Raw genomic sequence first — 23674 nt, 5'->3', positions numbered from 1 at the left:
TTCATCCCAATCATTGTATTTTTTATTCGGCTCGACGTCCACCATATCCATCGGAACCCACGGAGAAGGAGATCGACCCTTGATTGCCGCCCTCACGCTTCTGCTCGCCCCGCTGGCTGTGTTGTCCGCTGGCGCAGTACGGTCCCTTGAAACCGGTATTCCCAAACGTCCGCCGCGTGGACCGGAGCGCGGCGCATTGCTGGCATTTGGCCTGTCCGCCATCGCCGCCGCGGCGCTTCCCTATACAGGTCCTGTTACCTCACCGGTGCTCGGGATCGGCGAGGTGGGGCTTTCCGTGCGGCTCGACGTCGTCTCGGTCGTGATGATGCTGCTGACAAGCGGGTTGGCCTGGGTCATCCTGCGGTTCTCGGCCACGCATCTGCACGGCGAACCCGGCGAGGCGCGCTTCACCGTCTGGCTGAGCGTCACGCTTGCCGGTGTCATGCTGCTTGTGTCCGCAGGGCATCTTGCGCAGCTGGTTGTCGGCTGGGTGTTGACGGGCTTTGGCGTGAACCGGTTGCTGCTGTTCTATCCCGAGCGCCCCGGCGCCCGTCGCGCCGCGCAGAAGAAGAGGCTCGTCGCCCGCTGTGCCGACGCCGCGCTCCTTGCTGCGGCCGGTCTGCTGGTGTTTGCCTACGGCACCTCGGACATTGCCGCCATCACGGATGCGGCGCGCAGCGGCACGGTGCCTCTTCCCGCCATCGTCGCGACGGTCTTTCTCGCGTCGGCAGCAATCCTGAAATCCGCGCTCCTGCCCGCACATGGCTGGCTGACCGAGGTCATGGAAGCCCCGACGCCGGTGTCCGCGTTGTTGCATGCCGGTGTCGTCAATGCCGGCGGATTTCTCCTCATCCGGTTCGCCGACGTCCTGCTGGGCGCGCCTGCCGTTCTTGCTGCGCTGGTGATGATCGGCGGTTTCTCCGCGTTGATCGGTGCGATCGTCATGCTGACCCAACCGGCCGCAAAGACGGCGCTGGCATGGTCGACGGTTTCTCAGATGGGCTTCATGGTGCTCCAATGCGGCTTCGGGCTCTTCGCGCTTGCGCTTCTGCACATTGTCGCGCACGCGCTCTACAAGTCGCATGCCTTCCTCACCGCAGCCGATGCCGCCAAGGCCGTGCAATCGGCCCGTCGTCTCGGCCCGGTGGCCATCCCGGGCGGGCGGGCGGTGGCCCGCGCAATGAGCATTGCACTCGCGATCTACGTCGCGGTGGGCCTGCCACTCGGACTTGTCGAGAAATCGCCGCAGGCGGTTGCGCTTGGCGCCATTCTGGTCACGGGCATTGCCTACCTGGTGGCGCAGGGCCTTGCCGACGAGGCGCCGCGGGCGCTGGGTGTGACGACGGCGCGTGCCTCTGCACTCTTTGCCGCTGGCTATTTCACGTTCCAGTGGGTCGCCAATGCCGTGACGCAGGGCGCGCTGCCGCCTACGCCGGTTGCCGGACCGCTGGAATGGGCGCTCATCACGCTCACGCTCGTGAGTTTTGGCACATTGGCCGTGGTGCAGGCCCTGTTGCCGGTCTGGTCGGCACATCCGGCTGCACGCGGATTGCGCATCCACCTGGCCAACGGCCTCTACCTGAGCGCGTTCACCGACCGGCTGGTGGGATCATGGGCCACCGCGCCCGTCCCGACCGCCACCGCCCCGCAGCCCGTCAAGGAGATCTGAGATGTTCATCAATCACGAGGACTTCACCCCGGACGTCGTTGATTTTGCAGCAACAGCAGAGGATGCAGCCCGCGAAATGGCGCCGCTCTTTCCGCTCGATCGGGCTGTCGCGGTCAATCCCTTCCACGGCCAGTCGGACGTGCCGATCGCCCTGGTTGCCGCCCGGTTGGAACGCGCCGCCGGTCTGCGCATCTTCCCGGACCGCGCTCACCATGCGCAACGCGTCGCACGGGGTTCGATCACCGAAGCGGATATCGAGCGCGCCATCGCCGAAACCGCGCCGGAGGCCGGGTTGACCCCGTCAGCGGTACGCGCGGCCCTCGACGACGCACGGCCCGCTCCGGTGGCGACCCCAACCGTTGCCGATCTGGCGGCGGCGGCCACGGGCAGGGATTGGCCTGGGATCGTGACCGAGCGTATCGGCGCCTGGGCCCAGAGCTTCTTTGACCGGGGACAGGCGCTGTGGGGCAGGGCGCCTCGTCCGAGCGCTTGGGCGGACTGGCGGGACTGGGCCACGCATGACCTCACGCCGGAGATCCTCGGCTGCTCTGGCTTTGCGGAACTGGTCAGCCAAACCGATCGCAACCCCTGGCGCGCCCTGGGCGAGGCTTGCAAGGCGCTCGGGATCGACGCGGCAACGGCTCCGGCGGTGTTCCGTCGGTTGCTCTGGGACCTTGGCGGCTGGTCGGGGCATGCCCGCCATCTGTCCTGGGAGGCAGAGCTGTCAGGCGACAGTGATACGACCCTGTGCGAACTGCTGGTTATCCGGCTGGTCTGGGAACAGGCGCTCTATGCGCACCTTGGGACAGCCGTCGCCGAGAGATGGGGAGAGGCCTGCCAAAGGCATCGCCAGCCCGTCACGCCGGGCACGGACGACCTGATCGACGCGATCCTGCTGCGCGCGGCCGAGGTTGCGTCGGGGCGGCGGCTTGACGGGTTGCTGGCCGACGACACGACCGTCGACGCGGCCTCCGAAGTCTCCGCACAGCTGGTGTTCTGCATCGACGTCCGCTCTGAGCGCTTTCGGCGCGTGCTCGAAGAGGCCGCACCGGACATCCGGACCCATGGTGTCGCCGGGTTCTTTGGCCTCACCCTGAAACACCGTCCTGCGGCGTCCAACGAATCCGATAGCCACGCGCCCGTTCTGCTCAAGCCTGAGCACGATTCCCGCGAGGTCCGTGCAGATGAAGCGCTGCGGCGCATTCGCGGGCGGGCAGCGCGGGCCGTCTCCCGCTTCTCGCGGGCGGCTGTGTCGAGCTTTGCCTTCGTCGAGGCTGCTGGCCCACTGCGCATCGGCAAGTTGTTCACTGAATCCACCGAGCCATTGCCGCCCGAGGAGGCCCATGGACCGGCCCCGAAACTGGCATTCGCAGCAACAGCCCCCGAAGCGGCGGATGCCGCCGAAGCCGCCCTTCGCACGATGGGTTTGACGCAGGATTTCGCGCCGATGGTCGTTTTCGTCGGCCACGAAGCGCATGTGAAGAACGATGCCCAGGCGGGCCTGCTCCAGTGCGGTGCCTGTGGTGGGCACAGCGGGGCAACAAATGCGCGGGCGCTGGCGCAACTGCTCAATGAAACGCCCGTGCGCAAGTCGCTGGTCGCCCGCGGGATCGAGATTCCGGCGGAGACCGTGTTCCGGGCAGCAGTCCACGACACGGCCGCCGACCGGGTGACCATCTTCAACAAGGACTACTTCGGCGAGCGGTACAGGCCGTCCGTGAAGCAGCTTGAAGTCTCGCTCGCGCGGGCAGGCGACGCTGTGCGCACAGAGCGGGCACGCGCGCTGCCCGGGCAGCCGGACCCGGAGGACCTGCTTCGGCGCGGCATGGACTGGGCGCAGACCCGCGTTGAATGGGGCCTTGCCGGGTGCAGCTGGTTCGTCGCCGCACCGCGATCGGCGACCATCGGCCGGAACCTTGGAGGCAAGGCGTTCCTGCACGACTACGATGCAGCGCAGGACCCTGATGGCAGTTGGCTGGCGCAGATCCTTGGTGGCCCAGTGTGTGTCGCGGCCTGGATCAACCTCCAGTACTACGGTGCGACCGTGACTCCGCAGGCCTTCGGCAGTGGCAACAAGCTGCTGCACAACGTGGCTGGCGGCTTCGGTATCCTGGAGGGCACCTCCGGCGCGCTGCGCGGCGGCCCGTCGGTCCAGAGCACAATTCTTGGGGATCGCGCCATTCATGAGCCAGTGCGCCTTTCGGTTCGGATCGCGGCTCCGGCTGCGACACTGGAAGCCGCGCTCGAAAAAAGTCCTGCAATCAAGGGGATGCAGAAAGCTGGTTGGATCGACCTGCGCCCGATTCAGGCGCTGGCCGTTGCCGCCCGCACAAAGGCGGATCTGGGCGCCCACTGACGGGCTGTCCGAGGCCTTCGGTCTCGTCGCAGGCAATTGCTGGTCCGGGCGTTGTCGGCCACGACGATGCCCGGGCCCAGCCGTGGGCCGGTGGAAAGACCAAATGGGCATCGGGCGCCGGACTTCGGGTGCTGGCTTGAACAGCACTTTCGTCCGGTCGCCACCACTCCGGCGGGGCAAACCGCCATGCCGGAGGGTCAGAAACGACACCGGGCTTCAAGCAGGCGTCGTTGAACTCCGGTGTCTGCCCACGCAGGCCCTTTCGAACTCTAGGGTAGTTGATCGCGCTGGAAATCAAATGTCAGCGTGACGCGGTCACTGGCAAACCAGGTTTGGCCCCACTCCACTGGCACCCCATCGGATTCACTTCGGGATTCCGTCAGCAGCAGCGGTGCGCCTTCGGGCAACCGAAGATGAGACGCCTGCGTCGCGTTGGCAATCGTGGCGGAGAGCCGTGTTTCCGTCCGCAGGTAGTCGGCAACGCCAACGGTGGCCAAGGCATCGGTGACGCTTCGTGAGCTGCGCAGTGCATCCGCGAAGCCAGGGTGGCGAGCCTCGGGGAAGTGGCTTTCGGCCAGTGCGATCGGCGTGTGGTCTGCGAAAGACAGCGTATGTGCCACGCAGATCTCGTCCCCCGGTGTCATGCTGAGCCGCCGTGCCTCTGCCTCCGTGGCCGTTCGAACCTCGATTGCGAGGATCTCGCGGCCGGGGAGGCGCCCGGCATCGCGCAGGTTCCGGTGGAAGCGGACCCGCTCACTGAGCGGATAGTCCAGCGGTTTCGACAGCACGAAGGTGCCCGAACCACGACGGCTGTGCACCAGCCCGTCCTCTATCAGCGTCGCGAGCGCATGGCGGACGGTGTGACGGTTGACCCCGAACCGCGCCGCCAGGTCTGCCTCGGTCGGAAGCCGGCTGCCCTCGGGATATTGCCCGTCGGCGATTGCCGACCGCAACGTTGCGGCGATCGACTTCCAAAGCGGTGTTAGCACATTCGCGGAGCGGGGCATCAAGATTTTAAAAGCCTTCCGGGAGCGATTCCCCTATGATCTGTCTAGTTGTATAGAGGCGGGTGGAGTTGTATAGTGAGCCGGGTAGCTGAAGCACGCAACGAGTGGGTGTGTTTGTTGGCGAGACACTCAGTCGTGCACGTCGCGACCCCGCTCGGCGCGGCAGGGGCACCGGTGCCGATTGGCTGGCCGCACCGGCCGGTGGACGGACCCGCGGTGCTCCGCAGCCAGATCGGTGGCAAGGGATCGCCATCCAACCTGAGCGAGATCACCGCTACCCGCGCCACATTCGGTCGCCGCCGGAGTGGCGCGGCTCACCCTGTGCGATGCCAGTCACGCACTGCATCCGCTCGGGTTCGACTTCATCTTCATGGAAAGCGACCGGTGCGCCAGGCTTCCCCGTTCGACTCGGAACGGATGATGAGTATTTAGGTGAATTGCAGCAAACGCGCTGTCGACAATGCTCATGCCCGGCTTTCGGTAGGGCAGACCCGCGAACAGCCCACGCGGGCAATCAACCGGGGCATTGCCGAAGGTTCGCTCCATGATCCGGATCTGGAGGCACTTGCCATCAAGCGGGCTCGCGGCGACCTGATCGAGGCGGAACTCCCGATCTACGCCTATCTCACGACCCCACAGCGTTCTGGCTGTTCCGAGCCGTTAGGTACGTCGCGGATGCACTGCGCATGGCGGATTTCGGCAACCTGCAAAGTTTTTCCCGGCGGGCAGGCTCCCGGGCGGCCATTCGACGGCACGCACCGGAGTCCAGGTTTCAGACTGGCGGCCGAAGGCGGAGTTCCAATGGCAGCGAGACTTGAGGTTAAGGCGGCAGGCTTGGTCTCACATGCCACCGTGTTCCCGGACCGCGGAGGCATGATGGGCTCGGCGGAGGAGGAGCGCGCTGCCCCGGCGAGCCTGACCCGCGCGCCGCTTGGACCGCACGCCGACAAGGCGCTGGACGCGGGGAGCAAACTTGATCTGGCCTGTTCCACGCAACGTGGACGTGCGCGCAGCCATGCCGTCATGGGCGAACTCAGGATCGGCAAGGTCGCAGTCGCAACGGAGATCCCCGAAGTGAGCCTTGCCAACGAGATAGGTGAATTCACTGTCACCGAATGCGAGACGGTCAAACATTTTGCGGGCGCTATGACCGAGCCGCCGCAGGTCGCGCGCGGCGATGGCCTCGTCATCGGGCTATGCGAGCGCACGGCGATCCCGGGCACGTGGATGGATTGGGCGTTGCGATGGAAGGGCTTGGCGGAGGCCAACCTCGGCGCGTTCGCCCAAGATGCCGAGAGTAGCCTTTGCCGTTCCGGCAACTTCGAGGCGGCGGGGATCCTCGAACCTATCACGCCGCCCCACTACGTCGATTTCAAACTGGAGCCTAAACTATTCCGCAAGCAGCACCGCTAAGCGGTTCCGGCACCGGAGGGCGCAGAATGACCGGACAGAGTGGCAATTCTACTTCTGTGGACGAACAGGCGAGGCGGACGATCCGGCGCCATCGATTCGGGAGCTTTGGCGCGGAGGGCATCTGCCTCGACGAGGTGATGACTCGGGCGGGCAGTTGTTTGTATGCTGCGACACCGACTATTGCGAGCGCCGCCGGGCAGAGTGGGCGCGCGGCGGCCCAACCAGGGAGGCAAATGAATGACCGTGACGCTACGTCTCGATGTTCGGAAGGTCGGGCGGCGGAATGGCCACCAAATCCGCGGCGGGGACGTCAGCCTCTCGCTCTGGCCCGGCGAAGTCATGGGTATTTCCCACGATGAGGCCATGCGGGATCGGGTTGCGGACCGTGGAGTTGAGATCTCCGCCTTCGCGCCGGGCATGGCGGCATGAGCGGTCGGCTCATCGGAGTTGTCGGGCCCTCCGGTGTCGGCAAGGACTCCGTGATGCGGGCCCTGTCGGAGGCTGTCCCAGACCTTGCCCTCGTGTGGCGGGTGATCACCGGCGTCCCGAAGCTGGGCGGTGAGGATTTCGGATCCGTCAGTCTGCCCAAGTTTGAGCGCCGCGAGGCCGCCGGTGCGTTCTGCCTGACTTGGCGAGCCCATGGGTTGCACTATGGCATCCCGGGCGATGTGCGGCTGAGAGTGGCGATGGGTTCAATGATGCTCGTCAACCTTTCCAGAAACGCGCTCGGACTGGCCGCCTGCACCGTTCCCGAACTGGTCGTGCTGCATCTCACGGTCTCGCCACGGCTCCTTGCGCGTCGGCTCATTGCGGGGGGCGGGTGGATGCGGCAGCGATCGGACGACGATTTGCGTGCAGCATCGTTGCACCTTGGGACGACATCAAGGTGATCACCGTCTCGAACGACGGACCAGTGCACGGTACCGTCCTGCGGATCCTCGACGTTCTGCACCTGAAGGCACCGTTGGTGCCCTTGACCCATTCGCCGGCCAACGGCACAGCAAGATGACAACATGGGACACTGACATGAACTCTCCCTTTGCCGCCGCGCCCCGAAGGAATGACAGCCCCCACCCGGAGCAGGGCGAGCTTTGCATCGCGAATGCGCGCATCGTTCTGGAAGATCGCGTGATGCCCGGGGCGGTTCACGTTCAGGGCGACCGGATTGTCGACGTGTCGGAGGGCGATGCCGTTCCGGCGGGAGCCATCGACGCGGCGGGCGATATCCTGATCCCGGGGCTCGTCGAACTGCATACCGACAACCTTGAACGGCATATCCAGCCACGCCCGAAGGTCGAGATGCCACATATCAGCGCCATTCTTGCGCATGATGGCGAAATGGCATCCTGCGGGATCACGACCGTTTTCGACGCGTTGCGATTGGGGTCGGTGGTCAAGGCGGATTCGAACTATCGAAAATACGCCCGCGCTGTCGCCAGCGAACTGCTGGAGCTGAACGCCGCGGGGGTGTTCCGGGTCCGTCACATGATCCACCTGCGGGCCGAGATCTGTTCGGACACGCTGGTCGATGAACTGGCCGAGTTCGGCCCGGAAGACCGCGTCGGTCTGGTCAGCATGATGGACCACACGCCGGGTCAGCGGCAGTTCCGCGACCTCGCGAAGCTTCGGGTGTATCTGGAGGGCAAATACGGGATGGGCCGGTCCGAATTCGACACCCATGTCAAGGAGCAGGTCGAGCGCCGGGAGCGGTTCGGAGCAGACCACGAGGCGGCCACGGTGTCCGAGGCGCGGCGTCTTGGGGCGACCCTTGCCAGTCACGACGACACCACCCGCGATCAGGTCCGGTACTCAAGAGATATGGGGATTGACCTGGCGGAGTTCCCGACAACTCTGGAGGCGGCGCAAGCTTGTCGCGACGCGGGAATCCGGATCATCATGGGCGCACCGAACCTCGTCCGGGGCCAGTCTCATTCCGGCAATGTCTCGGCCCGGGATCTGGCGGAAGCGGACCTCCTCGATATCGTGTCGTCGGACTACGCTCCCTCGCTGCTGATTGCCGCCACATGGCACCTGTCCCGGCTCTGGAGCAATCTGCCGAAGGCGGTGCATACGGTCACCTCAACCCCTGCGTCGGCGGCGAAACTGCCTGATCGGGGTCGTATCGAGGTGGGATGCGTCGCGGATCTGGTCCGTGTGCACCCGCTGGGCGATACGCCCGTGGTGCGCACTGTATGGCGAGGTGGGGTCCAGGTCGGTTGATGCCGCGCATTGGCAATTGGCGATGTGGCTGAGCCCGGATCGCTTCGCTTATCCTGTTCGGCGACGATGGCAGATCGAAGATGCCGCCTTGGGTGGATGGAGGTGTCGACCATCCCCGCTGTTCTCGCCGCGCCTCACGCAGAAACGACCTTTGCCAGAAACGCGGACGTCTTTTTGGGGCCGTGACTGGCCCACCTTTCCATCATCTTGAGATCCGGAAAGCGCGGAGATGACCTGTCGCGGCATCCGGGAGCCAAAGGTCGTCGGGGAGGTCCGGGCCGCAATGCAGAGACTGGGCGCCCGCCATGTCGGTTGCGGCTGTCAGGGGAGCGGGGATGCCTGCTTTCCGCTTGTGGATTGAAAAAAACAGACGATGCGCCGGGAGGAGACGGGCTCTCCCTGCAGGGCCTGTGGCCGCGCTTGTGTGGCGTGGGCCGACAAGGTGGGCATCTTCGTCCAAATACGTTGGAAGGCGTGGCTATTTGGGCGTCAGGGGCTCGTGTCAGGTGGCCCTGCCAAGCGTTCCCGGATCGTGCGTCTTTCCGAAGGTGGATGGTGACCTGCGGAGGCGTTTGCCCCGCAGGTCGCTTTTTCGCCTGTCTCTGGCCTAGCGGTAGAAAAGTTCCGGCAGGAACAGCGCCAGTTTCGGGAAGAACACGATGAGCATCAACACGGTGATCAGCGGCACCAGGAACGGCATCGTTGCCTTCACGCATTTCTCGAAGCTGACGCCAGAGACCTCGGCCAGCACATAGAGGACCATACCGATGGGTGGGGTCAGCAAGCCGATCATCAGGTTCAGGATGACGATGATGCCGAGGTGTACCGGGTCGATGCCAACCTGCGCCGCGATGGGCAGCAACACCGGCACGAGGATGGTGATCGCCGCGATGGTCTCCATGAACAGCCCGATCAACAGCACCATGACCATCATGATCAGCAGCACCATTTCCTTGTTGGTGGTCACGCCCAGCAATGCGTCGCCCAAGATGGCGGCAACCTGATTGGCCGTCAGGATCCAGGCGAAGATGGCGGCGGCGGCCACGATCATCAGGATAGCGGCGGTCGTCTCGATCGTGTCGATGGACACGCGGATCAGGTGGCGCAACGACAGCGAGCGGTAGACGAAGAGTCCAAGAAACAGCGCGTAGAACACGGCGGCCACGGCGGCCTCTGTCGGGGTGAAGGCACCGGTGACGATGCCGCCGATGATGATGCCCGGCGTCAGAAGCGGCAGGAAGGCCTGTTTGAAAGTCTGCCAGAGGCGGCAAAGCTCGAACCGGTCGTCCTTGGGGTAGTTCCGCCTCCGTGCGTACCAGGCAACCATTATCATCAGCGACAGTGCCATCAGCAACCCGGGCACAAGGCCGGCGGCAAACAATTCGCCGATCGAGACCGAGGCCATCACGCCATAGATCACCAGTGGCAGCGATGGCGGGATGATCGGGCCGATGGTGGAGGACGCGGCCGTCACACCCACCGAGAAGTCGGTGTCGTAGCCCGCATCGCGCATCGCCTTGATCTCGACATTGCCAAGCCCGCCGGCATCGGCCACGGCCGCGCCGGACATGCCCGCAAAGAGCACCGAGGCGCCGACATTCACATGCCCGAGGCCACCGGGAAGCCAGCCGACGAGCGCGCGGGCAAAGCTGAAGATCTTGGTGGTAATGCCGGCCGTGTTCATCAGGTGGCCAGCAAGAATGAAGAAGGGAATTGCCAGCAGCGGGAAGGAGTTGATCCCGTTGGTCATGTTGTGAAAGACCACCACGTCGGGCAGGTCGGACATGAGCACGTAGATCAGCGATGCGAGGCCGAGAGACACCGCGACCGGCACGCCGATGACAAGCATCACCGCAAGGGTGACGAACATGATGGTGAGTTCCATTTCGGGCCCGCCCTCAGAAGTTTTCGAGTTTCTTGTGCGCAACCTCGTCGGCATCCGTCTGGATGAGCCGGTAGATATTGCGGATCACGTAGAGCACCATCATCGCGCAGGCGGCCATGACGACGTACCAGATGATGGCCTTGGGCCATGGCACGGTGATCATTTTCTGCCCCGAGGTGCGCTCGATCATTGCCAGTCCGAGATACCCGATATAGCCGAAGAAAAGGCCGGTGATGACCTCCACCAGCAGGGCCATCGGCTTGATGACGCCGCGCGGGACGTAGCGGTAGAAGAATTCCAGGTAGATGTGCGAGCCCTTGCGGACGCATGTCACCGAGCCCACGAAACCGAGCATGATAAGGAGGTATCGCGCCATTTCCTCGGTCCAGCCGAGCGAATTGTTGAGCACGTATCGGGTGAAGAACTGCGTCGCGACGATCAGGATCAGGACGACAAAGATGACCAGGACGGGGACATCGAGCCAGGAGACATCCGAGATATCTTCGCTGGCGGTGTCCATCTCGCTCAGGTCGAGCTCCGGGCGGGAATTCTCGTGCGTGTCTTGCATGGAACCTGCTTTCAGATGAAATCGCCCCCGGCAGGTGCCGGGGGCGGATGTGCCGGGATTTACTTGTTCCCGGGCAGGGCTTGCATGGCTTCGAAGTCTTCCTTCGAGAACGGCAGACCTTCACCCATCAGGGCGGGGGCCACGGCTTCCATGAACGGGCCGCGATCAACCTCGTTGACGGTGATGCCCTGTTCCTCGAACCAGCCGGCGAGTTCGCCTTCAGCCTTTTCGATCGTGTCGGTCACGAAGTCGGCATTGTCCTTGAGCGCCTGAAGCAGGATCTCGCGGTCGCCTTCGGACAGCTTGTCGAGCTTCATCTTGGAGACCAGTGTCAGGGTCGAGTTCATGATGTGGCTGGTCAGGTTGATGTTCGACTGAACTTCGTAGAACTTCTTGGCCTGGATCGTGGTGAGCGGGTTTTCCTGCGCGTCCACGACGCCCTGTTGCAATGCAAGGTAGACCTCGGAGAAGGCCATCGGGGTCGGGTTGGCGCCAGTGGCCTGCGGGAACATCAGGTAGGCCGGTGCGTTCGGCACGCGGATCTTCAAACCCTCCATGTCGGCGGGCGTCAGGATCGGCTTGTTTGAGGTCACGTGACGCGAGCCGTAGTAGCTGAGCGCCGCGACGACGTTGCCGTTCATGTTCTCGGACAGCTTTGCCGACTGCTCCTTGAACAGTTCGCTGTCGCGATAGGCACGCCAGTGCTCCATACCACGCATCGTGAACGGGTAGTCGGCCATGCCGATCGGGGCATAGAACGCGGAGACGAAACCGATGCCGGTGTAGATGATGTCGACCGTTCCGAGGGAGAGGCCTTCGGAAAGCTCAAGCTCCTTGCCGAGCGACGAGGCGGGGAAAACCTTGATCGTCACACGGCCCTCGGTCTTTTCCTCGACCTCCTTGGCAACCTGCTCGGCGCCGATGTGAAGCGGGTGGTTCACTTCGTAGACATGCGCGAACTTCAGCGTTTCGGCGGCATTGGCCACGGTGGCCGCGGCGACGGCCATGGCCGATACGGCGATGCCCTTGATGAGTTTGTCGAGTTTCAACTGTTCTACTCCCTTTGAGACGGAGCTGATGCTCCGGAAAGTCGGCCCGCGGCAGGTGCGACGGGACTGTGAGCCGTGTCGGTTCAGGAGATGGAGCCATTCCGGTGAGAGGAGGAAAGACGGGCAAACCCTTCGCTGTACCGCGCAACCCTCCCAGGCATGTCGCGGTGCGGATTTTCGCGTGTCACCCTCCCATTTGGTATGACCATCTTCCGCAGGTTTCCCAAAGTATGCGACGAAAGTCAAGAATTTTTGCGGAAAGCGGCGGTATTATGGCCCTTGGTCGTGAGAAAATCAGGAATCCGCTTATTCTTGGTAGAACCAAATTGGATTGCGAAAATCGTGCGACCTCCTGCCCCCGACAATTCCATCGGGGCGATGCATGCGGAATCGTCTGTGTCGCGCGAAGCGCCTGTCCGTCAGATATTGCCGAGAATCATGTCGGCGCAGCGATCTGCGATCATCATCGCCGGGGCGTTGGTGTTGCCGGCGGTGATGTAGGGCGTGGCCGACATGTCGCAGACCCGCAGGCCCTCGATGCCGCGCACCCGAAGCCGGGGGTCGAGAACGGCCAGGGGGTCGTTGTCATGGCCCATCGGGGCGGTGCAGCAGGGGTGATAGCCGGTCTTGGCAAATCGCCGGCAGTGTTCGGCAATCGCGGCATCCGACTTCAACGTCTCCGGGCTCGGTAGCACCACTTCCTTGATCCGCGAGCGCAGGGGGTCCTGGTTGAAGACCTCGCAGAAGAACTTCTGGCCCTCGACCATCATCGTCATGTCGTCTTCATGGCTCAGCATGTTGGGGTTCACCAGTGGCATGTCTTTCGGGTCGCTCGAGGCAAGCCGCAGCCAGCCCTTCGATTTGGGTTGGATCACCGAGGTCGCGACGGTCACGCCGGGCCGGTTCTCGACCAGGTCCTGGGCGTCCCGGTCGATATAGACCATGTTGACGCAGAAGGTCTGGATGGTCGGTTCCGCCTCGCGGTCGATCGGGTTGACGAACGCGCCGCATTCCACGCCGGTGGAGCAGACACGGCCGGTTCCGAAGAGCATGAATTGCAGGCCGTTGAGCAGCATCCGCCAGCCTTCGCCCTGCTTGTGGTAGCCATGGCGCCCGTTGAAATAGGCTGTGATGGGCACTTCGGCATGGTCGATGAGCGTTGCGCCGACGCCCGGCAGATCATGCACGACGTCGACGCCGACCTCGTTCAGGTGGTCCGCAGCGCCAATGCCCGAAAGCAGCAGGATCTTGGGCGTGACCAACGCGCCGGCGGTCACGATCACTTCGCCCTCGGCGCGCACTTCCTGTACCACGCCGCTCTTGTCTGCGTAGGTCACGCCAACCGCGCGACCTTTCTCGACAACCACGCGGTGCACCGGGGATTGCAGCTTCACGGTCAGGTTCGGGTTGTTCCTGAGCGGCTCGACATGGGAATAGGCCGCCGAGGAGCGTTTCCCGTCGCGGTTCATGAACTGATAGTAGCCAGCTCCCCGCTGGCTCTCGCCGCAGAAATCGGTGTTGAAAGGCTCGCCCATCGCCTGCACCGCCTGCACCCACCAGCGGGAGGCGGGTTCGATATGACCCGGATCGGAGACTTTGAGCGGTCCGCCGGTGCCATGGTATCGATTGAGCAGGCGGTTGTTGTCCTCCATGCCGGTGAAGACCGGCAGGCAGGTTTCGAAATCCCAGGGCACGTAGTCCTGCGATCCCTGCAGAATCGCGTCCCAACGATCATAATCCGACGGGCGGCCACGCATGTAGACCTGCCCGTTTACCGTCGATCCACCGCCCAGCACATTGCCCTGCGGGATATAGGGCTGGCGGCCGCCAAGCTGCGCCTGTGGCACCGCCTGGTGCTGGACCATGTATTTCGACCCGTTGATAAGCTTGAAGATCCCCGGCGGCATGTCGAGCAGGGGGTGATGGTGTGAGTGGCCCGCTTCCAGTAGCAATGTGCGGTGTCCTGCCTCCGCCAGTCGGGCGGCGACGACGCATCCGGACGCCCCGCCTCCGACGACGATGTGATCAAAGCTTTCCATGTCGTTCTCCTCCGGTTCGGCGCTCAGTCGAGGCCGAATGTCTCCCGCACGTGGTTCCATGCGGTGTCCAGGTGGGTGACCAGCGCCTCCTCTGCGGCATCTGGGTCGCGTTCGAGGATGGCCGTGTAGATAGCCTGGTGGCTGGCGAAATTGACCTGATTGCGCTCCGGGGAGCGCAGCATCTGGCACCAGTGCGGCGCCAGCCATGACGCATAGGCGGCGTGCAGCGTTGGAAAGAGTGGATTCTGCGGGATGCGGTAGAGCACACCGTGAAAGGCGACATCGGTGGCGAAGAACGCGTCGGATTCCGGGATCGCCCGTTCGTTGGCAGCCAGCGCGTCCTTGAGTGCGGCAATGTCCTCGCGTGTGGCGGATGTGGCGGCGTCGCGAACCAGGCCCCGTTCTACAAACACGCGGGCCTGAAAGAGCGATCTGACACCGTCTTCCTGTCGCAGCATGAGTTCCACGATGGAGCCGACGGAGTTCAGCGCCGTGTCGTAGCCCGGCTTGCGGACGATTGGACGATAGCGTGGCTTGGCCTCGAGAAAGCCACGGCTGGCCAGCGCCGCGACCGCTTCGCGGATCACGGTCCGGCTGGCGGAGAACTGCTCCATGAGGTCGCGTTCCGAGGGCAGGGGAGAGTTGTGCGCCAGCTCGCCAGAGAGGATTCGCTGCTGGATCTGGCTGACGATGGCGTCAGAGGCCCGCCCGGTCGCGGGGGCGGTGTCAACGGATTGCGGGCGACTCGCTTGGTTCACGGCTTGAGCCCCTTTGGTATGATGATACTTCAAGTCGTATCGACCCGGGACTGATGTATCAACTGCTTTCGCTCAATAATACAGGGGAAATTCTGTTTGTCGCGGAAATCCTTGACTGATCGTCAGCGCCCTGCGTATGGTTCCGGAAAGTTTGGTCTGACCAAGGAGCCGCAACATGGAAGGGTTCACCCTGGAACGGGGAGAGGTCCTGCGCGCAAGGATGCTGGTTGACGGGGAGTGGGTTTCCGGAAGCGGTGGTCTGATCGAGGTCGACAACCCGGCGAACGAGGAGGTCATTGCGACCATTCCGGACGCCACCGCCGAAGATGCGATCGCAGCTCTTGAAGCCGCACAACGGGCGCAACCGGCCTGGGCGGCGCTTCCGGCCGTGAAGCGCGGCGAGGCCGTTTTCGCGCTTGCGCGGGAGGTCGAGGCCCGCGCGGAGGAACTCGCCCGGATCATAACGCTCGAACAGGGCAAGCCGATCGGGCAGGCCCGGGGCGAGGTTGGTGCCGTGTCGATGTTCCTGCGCCACGCCGCAGGCCGCGCTCGCCAGATCGAGGGTGATATCGTCGCCTCGGACAATCCCGATGAAGAGGTGCAGATCCGCCGTCATCCCCATGGGGTGGTCCTGGCATTGACGGCCTGGAATTACCCGGCGGCGCTCTGTGCCCGCAAGCTTGGCCCGGCGCTGGTCACTGGCAATACCTTCGTGCTGCTGGCCCACGAGATCACCCCGCTTTCGGGAATGTTCATCTGTGCTCTCGCCGAGAAGGCCGGAATTCCCAGAGGTGTTGTGAATGTCGTCACGGGCCGCGGCGCCGTGGTGGGTCAGGCGATGGTCGAAAGCCCGCTCTCCGACCTCGTGACGATGACTGGCTCGACGCGCGCCGGCAAGCAGATCTATCGCACCGGCGCCGAGACCATGAAAGTGGTGCGGTTGGAGTTGGGCGGCAAGGCGCCCTTCATCGTCATGGAGGACGCCGATATCGACAAGGCCGTCGAGGCGGCTGTCGTCGCGCGCTATACCAACTGCGGCCAGATTTGCACCTGCAACGAGCGGATGTACCTGCACGAGGCGATCGCTGCGGAGTTCCTCGACAAGTTCGTGGCGAAGTCGAAGGCGCTCAGCATCGGCGACCCGATGGGAGACCCGGACATGGGCCCCAAGGTGAGCCGGGTCGAGGTCGACAAGATCGCCGAGATGGTCGGCGCGGCAGAGGGCGAGGGCGCCGAGGTGCTGCTTCCGGGCGGACCGCTCAGCGAGGGCGCCTACGACAAGGGCTACTGGTATTCCCCGACCGTGCTGCGGGTAAAGGACAACGCCTCGACCCTGGTGCAGAACGAGGTGTTCGGCCCGGTCGTGCCCGCCCTGACCGTGTCGAGCTTCGAGGAGGCGGCGACACTCGCCAATGACAGCGCCTATGGCCTCTCGGCCTACGTTTTCACGCGCGATTTCCGACGCATTGCCCGCACGCCATACGCGATGAAATTCGGCGAGATCTATCTCAACCGGGCCAATGGTGAGCAGGTGCAGGGGTTCCACACCGGCTGGAAGGAATCCGGGCTTGGCGGGGAAGACGGCAAATACGGGTTCGATGGGTACCTGCGCAAGCAGACCACCTATCTGAACTGGGGCTGAGGCAGGATGTCAGGTGCGTGTGGAAATCGACGTAGCGGACGGAGGCGCCACGGAGGCGCGTTCCACAAGGCTGCATTCCAGTTTCACCAGTCCTTGACGTTGCGGTGTGCCGGCCGGCTCGCTCAGCAATTGCTCGACCGCCCAGCGTCCCATCGCACGACTCGGCAGGACCAGCGAGGTCAGCGGTGGCGAAAGGTGCCGGGCAACTTCTTCGTCGTCATAGCCGACGACCGAAATGTCTTCGGGGATGCGCAGTCCGGTTTCCTTGAGCGCCTCGTAGCAACCGGTGGCCATGCGGTCGTTCTGGCAGAAGATGGCGGTCGGCGGTTTGTCCAGACCCAGCAATCGCTGCGTGCCCCGATAGCCGGCGGAGGTCGACCAGTCGCCCTCGACAACCAGTTCGGGCGCATAGGGGATGTCGGCGGTTGCGAGCGCGTTTCGGTAGCCTTGCAACCTGTCGCGCGCCGCTTCCATGAAGATTTCGCCGGTGATCGTCCCGATGCGCTGATGTCCGGCGCCGGTGAGGAGCGCGGTGGCGCGATGGCCGCCGGCGATCTCGCCCGGCACCACGGAGGGCAGGGTTCCGCCGTGTTCGTAGCAGTTGAGCAGCACGACCGGAACGGCAGTGTTCTTCAGAATCGTCGGCAGTTCCACCTGGCGCGTGAAGATGCAGGCGTAGATGATGGCCCGCACTTTCATGTCCAGCAGCATTTGGAGGGCCTGCGGCTCAAGCGCGGCGTCATTGTCGGTTTCCGAAGCGATCACGACAGACCCCAGTGTTCGCGCGACCTGCCGGATGCCGTCGAGCATGACAACGCCCTCCGGGCTGGTCGAGATCTTGTCGATCACAAAGGCGATGGCGCCATCTCCCGGCGCGCGGCTGTCCTCCAGCGCCGGAAGCGGTGGGATCCGATAGCCAAGTTCGTTCGCAACCTGAAGCACGCGTTGCCGCGTCCGCTCGGAAATCTTGACCGAGGTGTTGTTGTTCAGAGCGAACGAGACCGTGGACTGCGAACACCCCGCGACTCGGGCGACGTCCTGCATCGTCACGCGCCGTTGCCCCGCAACGTTGCCCACACCGGATGGGTCGGAGTGTTCCGTCGTCTTCGTTTTCTTTCCCATTCCGTCTGTATCGGGCCGATTGGAGGCGAAATCAAGCGGAAACTAATAATCATTAGTTGACAGCTAATGATCATTAGCTTTGGATGCCACAAGGCATAGGTCCAAGCGCTGCTAGAGAAGAACAAAGACGCGGCAAGACACGAACCGATGCCGCAAAACCAAGGAGGAGACTACAATGAAACGTCGGATTTTGATGGGGACGGCCATCGCTTTTGGTCTGGGACTGACGACCATGTCGGCCATGGCCGAGCCGCCGCCGCTTGAGCAGAAAGAACGCTACAAGGTCGGCTTCAGCCAGATGGAATCGAACAACCCCTGGCGGATCGCGGAAACCAAGTCGTTCCATGACACCGCCGAGAGCTGCAACTGGGATCTGATCGCAACCGACGCCGCCGGCTCCGCCGCGAAGCAGGTTGCCGATGTCGACTCGATGATCGCGCAGGGAATCGATGTGCTCTTCCTGCCGCCGCGCGAAGAAAAGCCGCTCATCCCCGCAGTGATGAAGGCCCAGGCTGCCGGTATCCCAACCTTCCTCGTCGACCGTTCGGTTGACCCGAACGTCGCCAAGGCGGGCGAGCATTACGTGTCGTTCCTTGGTTCCGATTTCGTCGATCAAGGCAAGCGCGTCGCCGAATGGGTGATCGAGAACTTCGAGGGCGACAAGGGCATCATCGTCGAGCTGGAAGGCACCACCGGTTCCTCGCCCGCGAACGATCGCAAGTCCGGCTTCGATGATCGCATCCTTCAGGATGACCGCTTCGAGATCGTCGCCTCGCAGACCGGTGATTTCGCCCGTGACCTTGGCCGTCAGGTCATGGAGACACTGTTGCAGGCGCATCCGGACGTGAACATCGTCTATGCACATAATGACGAGATGGCCATCGGCGCGATCCAGGCGCTTGAGCTTGCCGGCCGCAAGCCGGGTGAGGACGTGATGGTTGTTTCCATCGACGGTACCCGCGACGCGCTTCAGGCGATCATCGACGGCAAGATGGGCGTGACGGTGGAATCCTCGCCGTTCTTCGGGCCGCTCGCCTGCGAGGTGATGAAGAAATACGCCGCTGGCGAAGAGATCCCGCCATGGGTGAAGGTCGAAGACCGTATCTTCACCGCCGAGAACGCCGCCGATCACATCGACGAGGCGTACTGATCCTCCCCGCCGGGGGGCTGCCTTCGGGCGGCCCCTCGCGCATTTTGGCGAAAGGCCTCTGATGCAACCGCTCCTGAGAATGCAGGGCATCAACAAGTCCTTTGCGGGCGTCGCAGCTCTCACATCCGCAGAACTTGAGATCGCCCCGGGCGAAGTTCATGCCGTCATCGGGCAGAACGGCGCTGGAAAATCCACCCTGATCAAGATCCTGACTGGCGTTTATCGCAAGGATTCCGGGGATATCACCTTTGAAGATGCCCCCTGGAATGCGCTGTCCCCGCGGGAAGCGCAGGACAACGGCATCGCGACAATCTACCAGGAGTTGAGCCTCGTGCCGCTCCGCTCGGTGACGGAAAACGTCATCATGGGGTACGAGCCGCGCACCAAGCTTGGCCTGATCGACTGGAAGGCGGCGCACCGGCGCACACGGGAGATCCTCTCCGATTTTGGCATCGACATCGACGTGACGCAGCCTTTGGGCAGTTTTTCCACGGCCATCCAGCAACTGACCGCCATCGCCCGTGCCGTGTCGCTCAACTCCCGGCTGGTGATCATGGACGAGCCGACGTCCTCGCTGGATGACCGCGAGGTGGAAACGCTGTTCGGCGTGGTTCGCGGGCTGAAGGCCAAGGGTGTGTCGGTCATCTACATCTCGCATTTCCTCGACGAGTTGTTCCACATCTGCGACCGCGCCACGATCATGCGCGACGGCCAGACCGTCGCCGTGCGCGAGATCGCAGAGAGCACCAAGCTCGGGTTGATCGCGGACATGCTGGGGCGCGACCCCGAAGAGATATCGGCCGCCGGCATGACCGATCTCGGTGGCGGCACGCATGAACGCGGCGAGTTGTTGCTGGAAGCCACGAACCTTCACACCGACCGCAACCTGCGCGACGTCTCCGTGTCCATCCACAAGGGCGAGATCGTGGGGTTGGGCGGGTTGCTCGGCTCGGGCCGCACGGAAGCGGCGCGGGCGATCTTTGCCATGGACAAGCTGCGCGGCGGCGCGGTGGCGACGCATGCCAACCCGGCCGGCTTCAAGGATCCGGCCGAAGCGATCCGCAGCGGCATCGGTTTCCTCACCGAAGACCGGAAGGCCGAAGGGATCGTGCCGGAAATGTCGGTGCGCGAGAACATGACGCTCGCGTTGATGCCCCGGCTGGTGCGCAATGGCGCCATTGACCGGGCCAAGGAAGAGGAAATCGTCAAGAAGTTCGTCGAGGCGCTCGGCATCAAGCTCGCCTCCATCGAACAGCCGATCCGCGAGTTGTCGGGCGGCAACCAGCAGAAGGTTCTGCTGGCGCGCTGGCTGGCGCTGGAGCCCGACCTGCTGATCCTCGACGAGCCCACCCGCGGCGTGGATGTGGGCGCGAAATTCGAGATCCAGTCGATCATTCAGGAATATGTCGAGAAGGGCGTCGGTGTCTTGCTGATCTCCTCGGAATTCGAGGAACTGGTCGAAGGCGCGGACAGGATCATCGTGCTTCAGGACGGCAAGTCCGTCAGCGAGCTTCACAATCCAGGGATCACCGAAGAGAGCCTCATCGGTGCCATCGCCCAGTCGCATGACGCATCGCCCGACGGAACCCAAGACGGGGCGGCAGCATGACCGACATTTCGCAGACCCCACGGGGCAAGAGCAGGAACCCTGCCATGGCTGGCTTCGACGCTAAGACACTCACCAAGCATGGGGGGCTGATCGCGCTGGCGGTGCTGCTGCTCATCAATATCGCGATCACGCCGAACTTCCTGCAAATGCAGACGCTGTTCGTGAACATCTCGCAGGTTGCGACCATCGCCATCGTTGCGGTCGGCATGACGCTTGTCATCGCCACCGCGGGCATCGACCTGTCGGTCGGGGCGGTCATGGCTGTGGCGGGGGCGCTCGCGCCGCTGATTTTCCTCAGCGACTTCGCCCAGGCCTATCCGACGCTCGGCCTCGCGGCGTCGATCATCGTGCCGATCCTGGTGGCCTTGCTCTGCGGGCTCTTCAACGGGGTCCTCGTCGCCTACCTAGGTGTGCAGCCGATCATCGCGACGCTGATCTTCTTCATCTCGGGGCGTGGGATTGCGCAGGTGCTCACCAACGGCAACCTGCAAACCTTCACCCATCCCGGGTTCTCCTATCTCGGAACCGGAAAGATCCTCGGTCTGCCGTTCCAGGGGTGGCTTGTCCTCCTGATCGCGATCGTCTTCTGGTACATCGTCAATCGCACGATGTATGGCCGCCGCATCCTCGCCGTCGGCGGCAACGAAAACGCCGCGCGATTGACGGGGACGCCGGTGCGCCGGGTCAAGACAGGCGTCTACGTGATCTCGGCGGGGCTTTCGGGCATCGCCGGGCTGATCGTCGTGGCGATCAACTCCGCCTCCGACGCCGCACGGATCGGCAACCTCATGGAGCTTGACGCCATCGCCTCCGCCGTGGTGGGCGGCACGCTGCTGATGGGCGGCAAGGCGCCCATCTTCGGCGCCGTACTCGGCGCGGTCATCATCCAGCTCGTGAAATATACCCTGCTTGCCAACGGCGTGGCCGACGAGGTGGCGCTGATTGCCAAGGCCGGCATCATCGTGCTCGCCGTCTACGTCCAGCAAGGCCGGAAGGAGTGAACGATATGCTCGACCAGAACACTTTCGACCTTCGCAAGTACATCCAGGGCAATGGCCAGTCCATGGGCGTGTGGATTGCCCTGGTGGTGATGATTGTCTTCGGCGCGCTGCGCTACGACAATTTCGCAGGCGCCTACAACATCTCCTCCTTCCTCAACTACAACTCCATGTTCATCGCGATCGCGCTCGGCATGTGCTTCGTCATCATGACCGGCGGTATCGACCTCTCGGTCGGATCGGTGGTGGCCTTCACCTCGGTCTGCGTCGCCTACCTGTCACCCTACGGCATCCAGGTGGCGCTTCCCGGTGGCATTCTGGCGGGCATGGCAATCGGGGCGCTCAATGCGTTCTTCGTCATTGCCATGCGAATTCCGCCCTTCATCGCCACGCTGGCCACCATGCTTGGCGCCAAGGGCGGAGCACTGGTGATCTCGGGCCGACAGACGATTTCTGTCGACTGGACGTCGAATTTCACCAAGTTCGGGATGAACAATGTCGGCGGTATCCTTCCGTGGTCGATCATCGTCGTGGCCATTCTTGCCGTGGCGCTTTGGATCGTGCTGGAAAAGACCTCCATCGGGCGCACTGTCGAAGCCATCGGCGGCGGCGAGGATGCGACCAAGATGATGGGCCTGCCCGTCAACCGTGCAAAGGCCTTCGTCTACATTCTGTCGGGCGGCTGCGCCGGGCTCGCGGGTGTGATCCTCGCTTCGGGCTTCGGCGCGGGCCAACCGCTGGAAGGCGTCGGCTGGGAGCTCTCGGCCATTGCCTCGGTCGTGGTTGGCGGCACGCTGCTGACAGGCGGCCTCGGCTCGGTACCGGCGACGGTTGCGGGCGCGCTTCTGCTTGGCCTCGTGTTCAATATTCTCAACTTCGAAAACGGACGTGGCGTGATCTCCTTCTCTGCCTATTGGCAGATGGTCATTCGCGGCCTCTTCCTCTTCGTTGTCATTCTCCTGCAGTCGCGCGTCTCGCGCGTCGGGGCGAAACAAGGAGCCTGACATGGCAAAGATAACGACGCTGCACACGCAGCGGTTCGCCGTCCCTCTGGACGAGGTGCTGACGGACGCCAGGCACGGGGACCATTTCCACTTCGAACTGATCACCGTGACCATCGGTTTCGACGACGGCTCGGAGGGCACCGGCTACACCTATACCGGTGGCAAGGGCGGCTGGTCGATCCTCGCCATGATCGAACACGACCTCAAACCCTTCCTGCTCGGGCGCGAAGGGGCGGATGTCGAGGCGCTCTACGAGGCGATGCAATGGCACGTCCACTACGTGGCGCGCGGCGGGATCGCGTCCTTCGCGATCTCTGCCGTCGATATCGCGCTGTGGGATGCACGCTGCAAGCGCGCGGGCAAACCGCTTTGGCAAATGGCGGGCGGGGCGTCCAACCGATGCAACTGCTATTTTGGCGGCATCGACCTGAACTTCCCCTTGCCCAAGCTGCTCGACTCGATCCGCGGGTATCTGGACAAGGGCGCCAACGGTGTGAAGATCAAGATCGGCCAGCCGACGTTGGCCGAGGACGTGGAACGCATCGCCGCCGTCCGGGACCTCATCGGGCCGGACATCACCTTCATGGTCGATGCCAATTACTCCATGAGCGTCGATCAGGCCATCGAGGCGGCCAATGCGTTCAAGCCGTTCAACCTGCTCTGGTTCGAAGAGCCGACCATCCCCGACGACTACAAGGGCTTTGGCAGGATCGCCCGCGAAACCGGCATGCCGCTGGCAATGGGCGAGAACCTGCACACGATCCACGAGTTCGAATACGCTTTCGATCAGGCGGCCCTCTCCTTCGTGCAGCCCGATGCAAGCAATTGCGGGGGCGTCACCGGCTGGCTGCAAGTGGCGGAGCTGTCGCGTCAGCATGACGTGCCGGTGTGCAGTCACGGCATGCAGGAACTTCACATTTCACTGGTCTCGGCGCAGCCCAATGCCGGCTGGGTCGAACTGCACTCGTTTCCGATCGACCGCTACACCACGCGCCCCGTTGTATTGGAGGACAGCCTCGCGGTTGCCCCGGATGCGCCCGGCATCGGCGTGACCTTCGATTGGGACAAACTCGACGCCGCTGCGGACAAGGCGGCCTGAAAGGAAAGAACGATGTCGATTTTGGCGGCCTATTATCGTGGCGAGAAGACGTTCGAGGTTACGGAGATCGCGGCTGAGGCTCCCGG

Annotated in this window: 19 protein-coding genes; 12 read left to right on the top strand and 7 right to left on the bottom strand. The window is 63.6% G+C overall.

All coding sequences use genetic code 11. The annotated features are described in order from the left end of the window. Window positions 1–79: 79 nt before the first annotated feature. Together CLV78_RS15890 and CLV78_RS15885 are read left to right on the top strand one after the other, a co-directional pair. On the top strand, window positions 80–1669 hold the full coding sequence (locus tag CLV78_RS15890) for a proton-conducting transporter transmembrane domain-containing protein (RefSeq protein ID WP_211301006.1): 1590 nt from the start codon (window positions 80–82) through the stop codon (window positions 1667–1669). A 1-nt stretch (window position 1670) separates the two neighbouring features. Then, on the top strand, window positions 1671–4025 hold the full coding sequence (locus CLV78_RS15885) for a putative inorganic carbon transporter subunit DabA (protein WP_106205822.1): 2355 nt from the start codon (window positions 1671–1673) through the stop codon (window positions 4023–4025). Window positions 4026–4294: 269 nt separating this feature from the next. On the opposite strand, the gene phnF is transcribed toward CLV78_RS15885, so the two are convergent. Next, window positions 4295–5032, bottom strand: coding sequence for a phosphonate metabolism transcriptional regulator PhnF (phnF, locus tag CLV78_RS15880; protein WP_106205820.1), 738 nt, complete (start codon window positions 5030–5032; stop codon window positions 4295–4297). 432 nt (window positions 5033–5464) lie between these two features. On the opposite strand from phnF, the gene CLV78_RS15875 reads away from it, so the two are divergent. The 4 genes from CLV78_RS15875 to CLV78_RS15860 all read left to right on the top strand — a co-directional run bounded on the left by CLV78_RS15875 (window position 5465) and on the right by CLV78_RS15860 (window position 8665). Then, window positions 5465–6445, top strand: coding sequence for a carbon-phosphorus lyase complex subunit PhnI (locus CLV78_RS15875; protein WP_245925113.1), 981 nt, complete (start codon window positions 5465–5467; stop codon window positions 6443–6445). Window positions 6446–6682: 237 nt separating this feature from the next. Then, entirely contained in the window at window positions 6683–6874 is a 192-nt protein-coding gene (locus CLV78_RS15870) for a hypothetical protein (protein WP_106205818.1), read from the top strand. Further along, entirely contained in the window at window positions 6871–7335 is a 465-nt protein-coding gene (locus CLV78_RS15865) for a phosphonate metabolism protein/1,5-bisphosphokinase (PRPP-forming) PhnN (protein ID WP_106205816.1), read from the top strand. Before CLV78_RS15870 ends, CLV78_RS15865 begins: the two co-directional genes overlap by 4 nt. A 136-nt stretch (window positions 7336–7471) precedes the next feature. Then, window positions 7472–8665 (top strand): alpha-D-ribose 1-methylphosphonate 5-triphosphate diphosphatase, encoded by a 1194-nt coding sequence (locus CLV78_RS15860; protein WP_106205814.1) that lies wholly within the window; start codon window positions 7472–7474, stop codon window positions 8663–8665. 607 nt (window positions 8666–9272) lie between these two features. Here CLV78_RS15860 and CLV78_RS15855 read toward each other — a convergent pair. The 5 genes from CLV78_RS15855 to CLV78_RS15835 form a co-directional block, all read right to left on the bottom strand. Next, entirely contained in the window at window positions 9273–10550 is a 1278-nt protein-coding gene (locus CLV78_RS15855) for a TRAP transporter large permease (protein ID WP_106205812.1), read from the bottom strand. 13 nt (window positions 10551–10563) lie between these two features. Next, the gene (locus tag CLV78_RS15850; RefSeq protein ID WP_106205810.1) at window positions 10564–11118 is read right to left on the bottom strand and encodes a TRAP transporter small permease; all 555 of its coding nucleotides are present in this window, start codon (window positions 11116–11118) and stop codon (window positions 10564–10566) included. A gap of 59 nt (window positions 11119–11177) precedes the next feature. Beyond that, window positions 11178–12167 (bottom strand): sialic acid TRAP transporter substrate-binding protein SiaP, encoded by a 990-nt coding sequence (locus CLV78_RS15845; RefSeq protein ID WP_245925112.1) that lies wholly within the window; start codon window positions 12165–12167, stop codon window positions 11178–11180. 419 nt (window positions 12168–12586) lie between these two features. Further along, window positions 12587–14206, bottom strand: coding sequence for a GMC family oxidoreductase (locus tag CLV78_RS15840; protein ID WP_106205809.1), 1620 nt, complete (start codon window positions 14204–14206; stop codon window positions 12587–12589). A gap of 23 nt (window positions 14207–14229) precedes the next feature. Then, entirely contained in the window at window positions 14230–14964 is a 735-nt protein-coding gene (locus tag CLV78_RS15835) for an FCD domain-containing protein (protein ID WP_106205808.1), read from the bottom strand. A 175-nt stretch (window positions 14965–15139) separates the two neighbouring features. Here CLV78_RS15835 and CLV78_RS15830 point away from each other — a divergent pair, with 175 nt between their 5' ends. Beyond that, the gene (locus tag CLV78_RS15830) at window positions 15140–16606 is read left to right on the top strand and encodes an aldehyde dehydrogenase family protein (protein WP_245925110.1); all 1467 of its coding nucleotides are present in this window, start codon (window positions 15140–15142) and stop codon (window positions 16604–16606) included. A 9-nt stretch (window positions 16607–16615) separates the two neighbouring features. Here the strand turns inward: CLV78_RS15830 and CLV78_RS15825 are convergent, their stop codons facing one another. Continuing rightward, window positions 16616–17728, bottom strand: a complete 1113-nt coding sequence (locus CLV78_RS15825; protein ID WP_245925109.1) for a LacI family DNA-binding transcriptional regulator — start codon at window positions 17726–17728, stop codon at window positions 16616–16618. Window positions 17729–17903: 175 nt separating this feature from the next. On the opposite strand from CLV78_RS15825, the gene CLV78_RS15820 reads away from it, so the two are divergent. The 5 genes from CLV78_RS15820 (at window position 17904) to CLV78_RS15800 (ending at window position 23588) form a co-directional block, all read left to right on the top strand. Beyond that, the gene (locus CLV78_RS15820; RefSeq protein ID WP_106205807.1) at window positions 17904–18878 is read left to right on the top strand and encodes an ABC transporter substrate-binding protein; all 975 of its coding nucleotides are present in this window, start codon (window positions 17904–17906) and stop codon (window positions 18876–18878) included. Between the two features lie 61 nt (window positions 18879–18939). Beyond that, entirely contained in the window at window positions 18940–20487 is a 1548-nt protein-coding gene (locus CLV78_RS15815) for a sugar ABC transporter ATP-binding protein (RefSeq protein ID WP_245925108.1), read from the top strand. Between the two features lie 44 nt (window positions 20488–20531). After that, window positions 20532–21488: an ABC transporter permease gene (locus CLV78_RS15810; protein ID WP_211301005.1), complete on the top strand. Its 957-nt coding sequence runs from the start codon at window positions 20532–20534 to the stop codon at window positions 21486–21488. Window positions 21489–21493: 5 nt separating this feature from the next. Then, entirely contained in the window at window positions 21494–22489 is a 996-nt protein-coding gene (locus CLV78_RS15805) for an ABC transporter permease (protein WP_106205805.1), read from the top strand. Between the two features lies 1 nt (window position 22490). Next, a complete protein-coding gene (locus CLV78_RS15800) occupies window positions 22491–23588 on the top strand; it encodes a mandelate racemase/muconate lactonizing enzyme family protein (RefSeq protein WP_106205804.1) in 1098 nt (365 codons plus the stop codon). Window positions 23589–23674: the final 86 nt, after the last annotated feature.

It is taken from the genome of Aliiruegeria haliotis (assembly GCF_003003255.1).
In the GTDB taxonomy this organism is placed as follows: Bacteria; Pseudomonadota; Alphaproteobacteria; order Rhodobacterales; family Rhodobacteraceae; genus Tropicimonas; species Tropicimonas haliotis.
The sequence above is the reverse complement of the archived record's forward strand: the minus strand, read 5'-3'. Positions and strand labels throughout refer to the sequence as shown.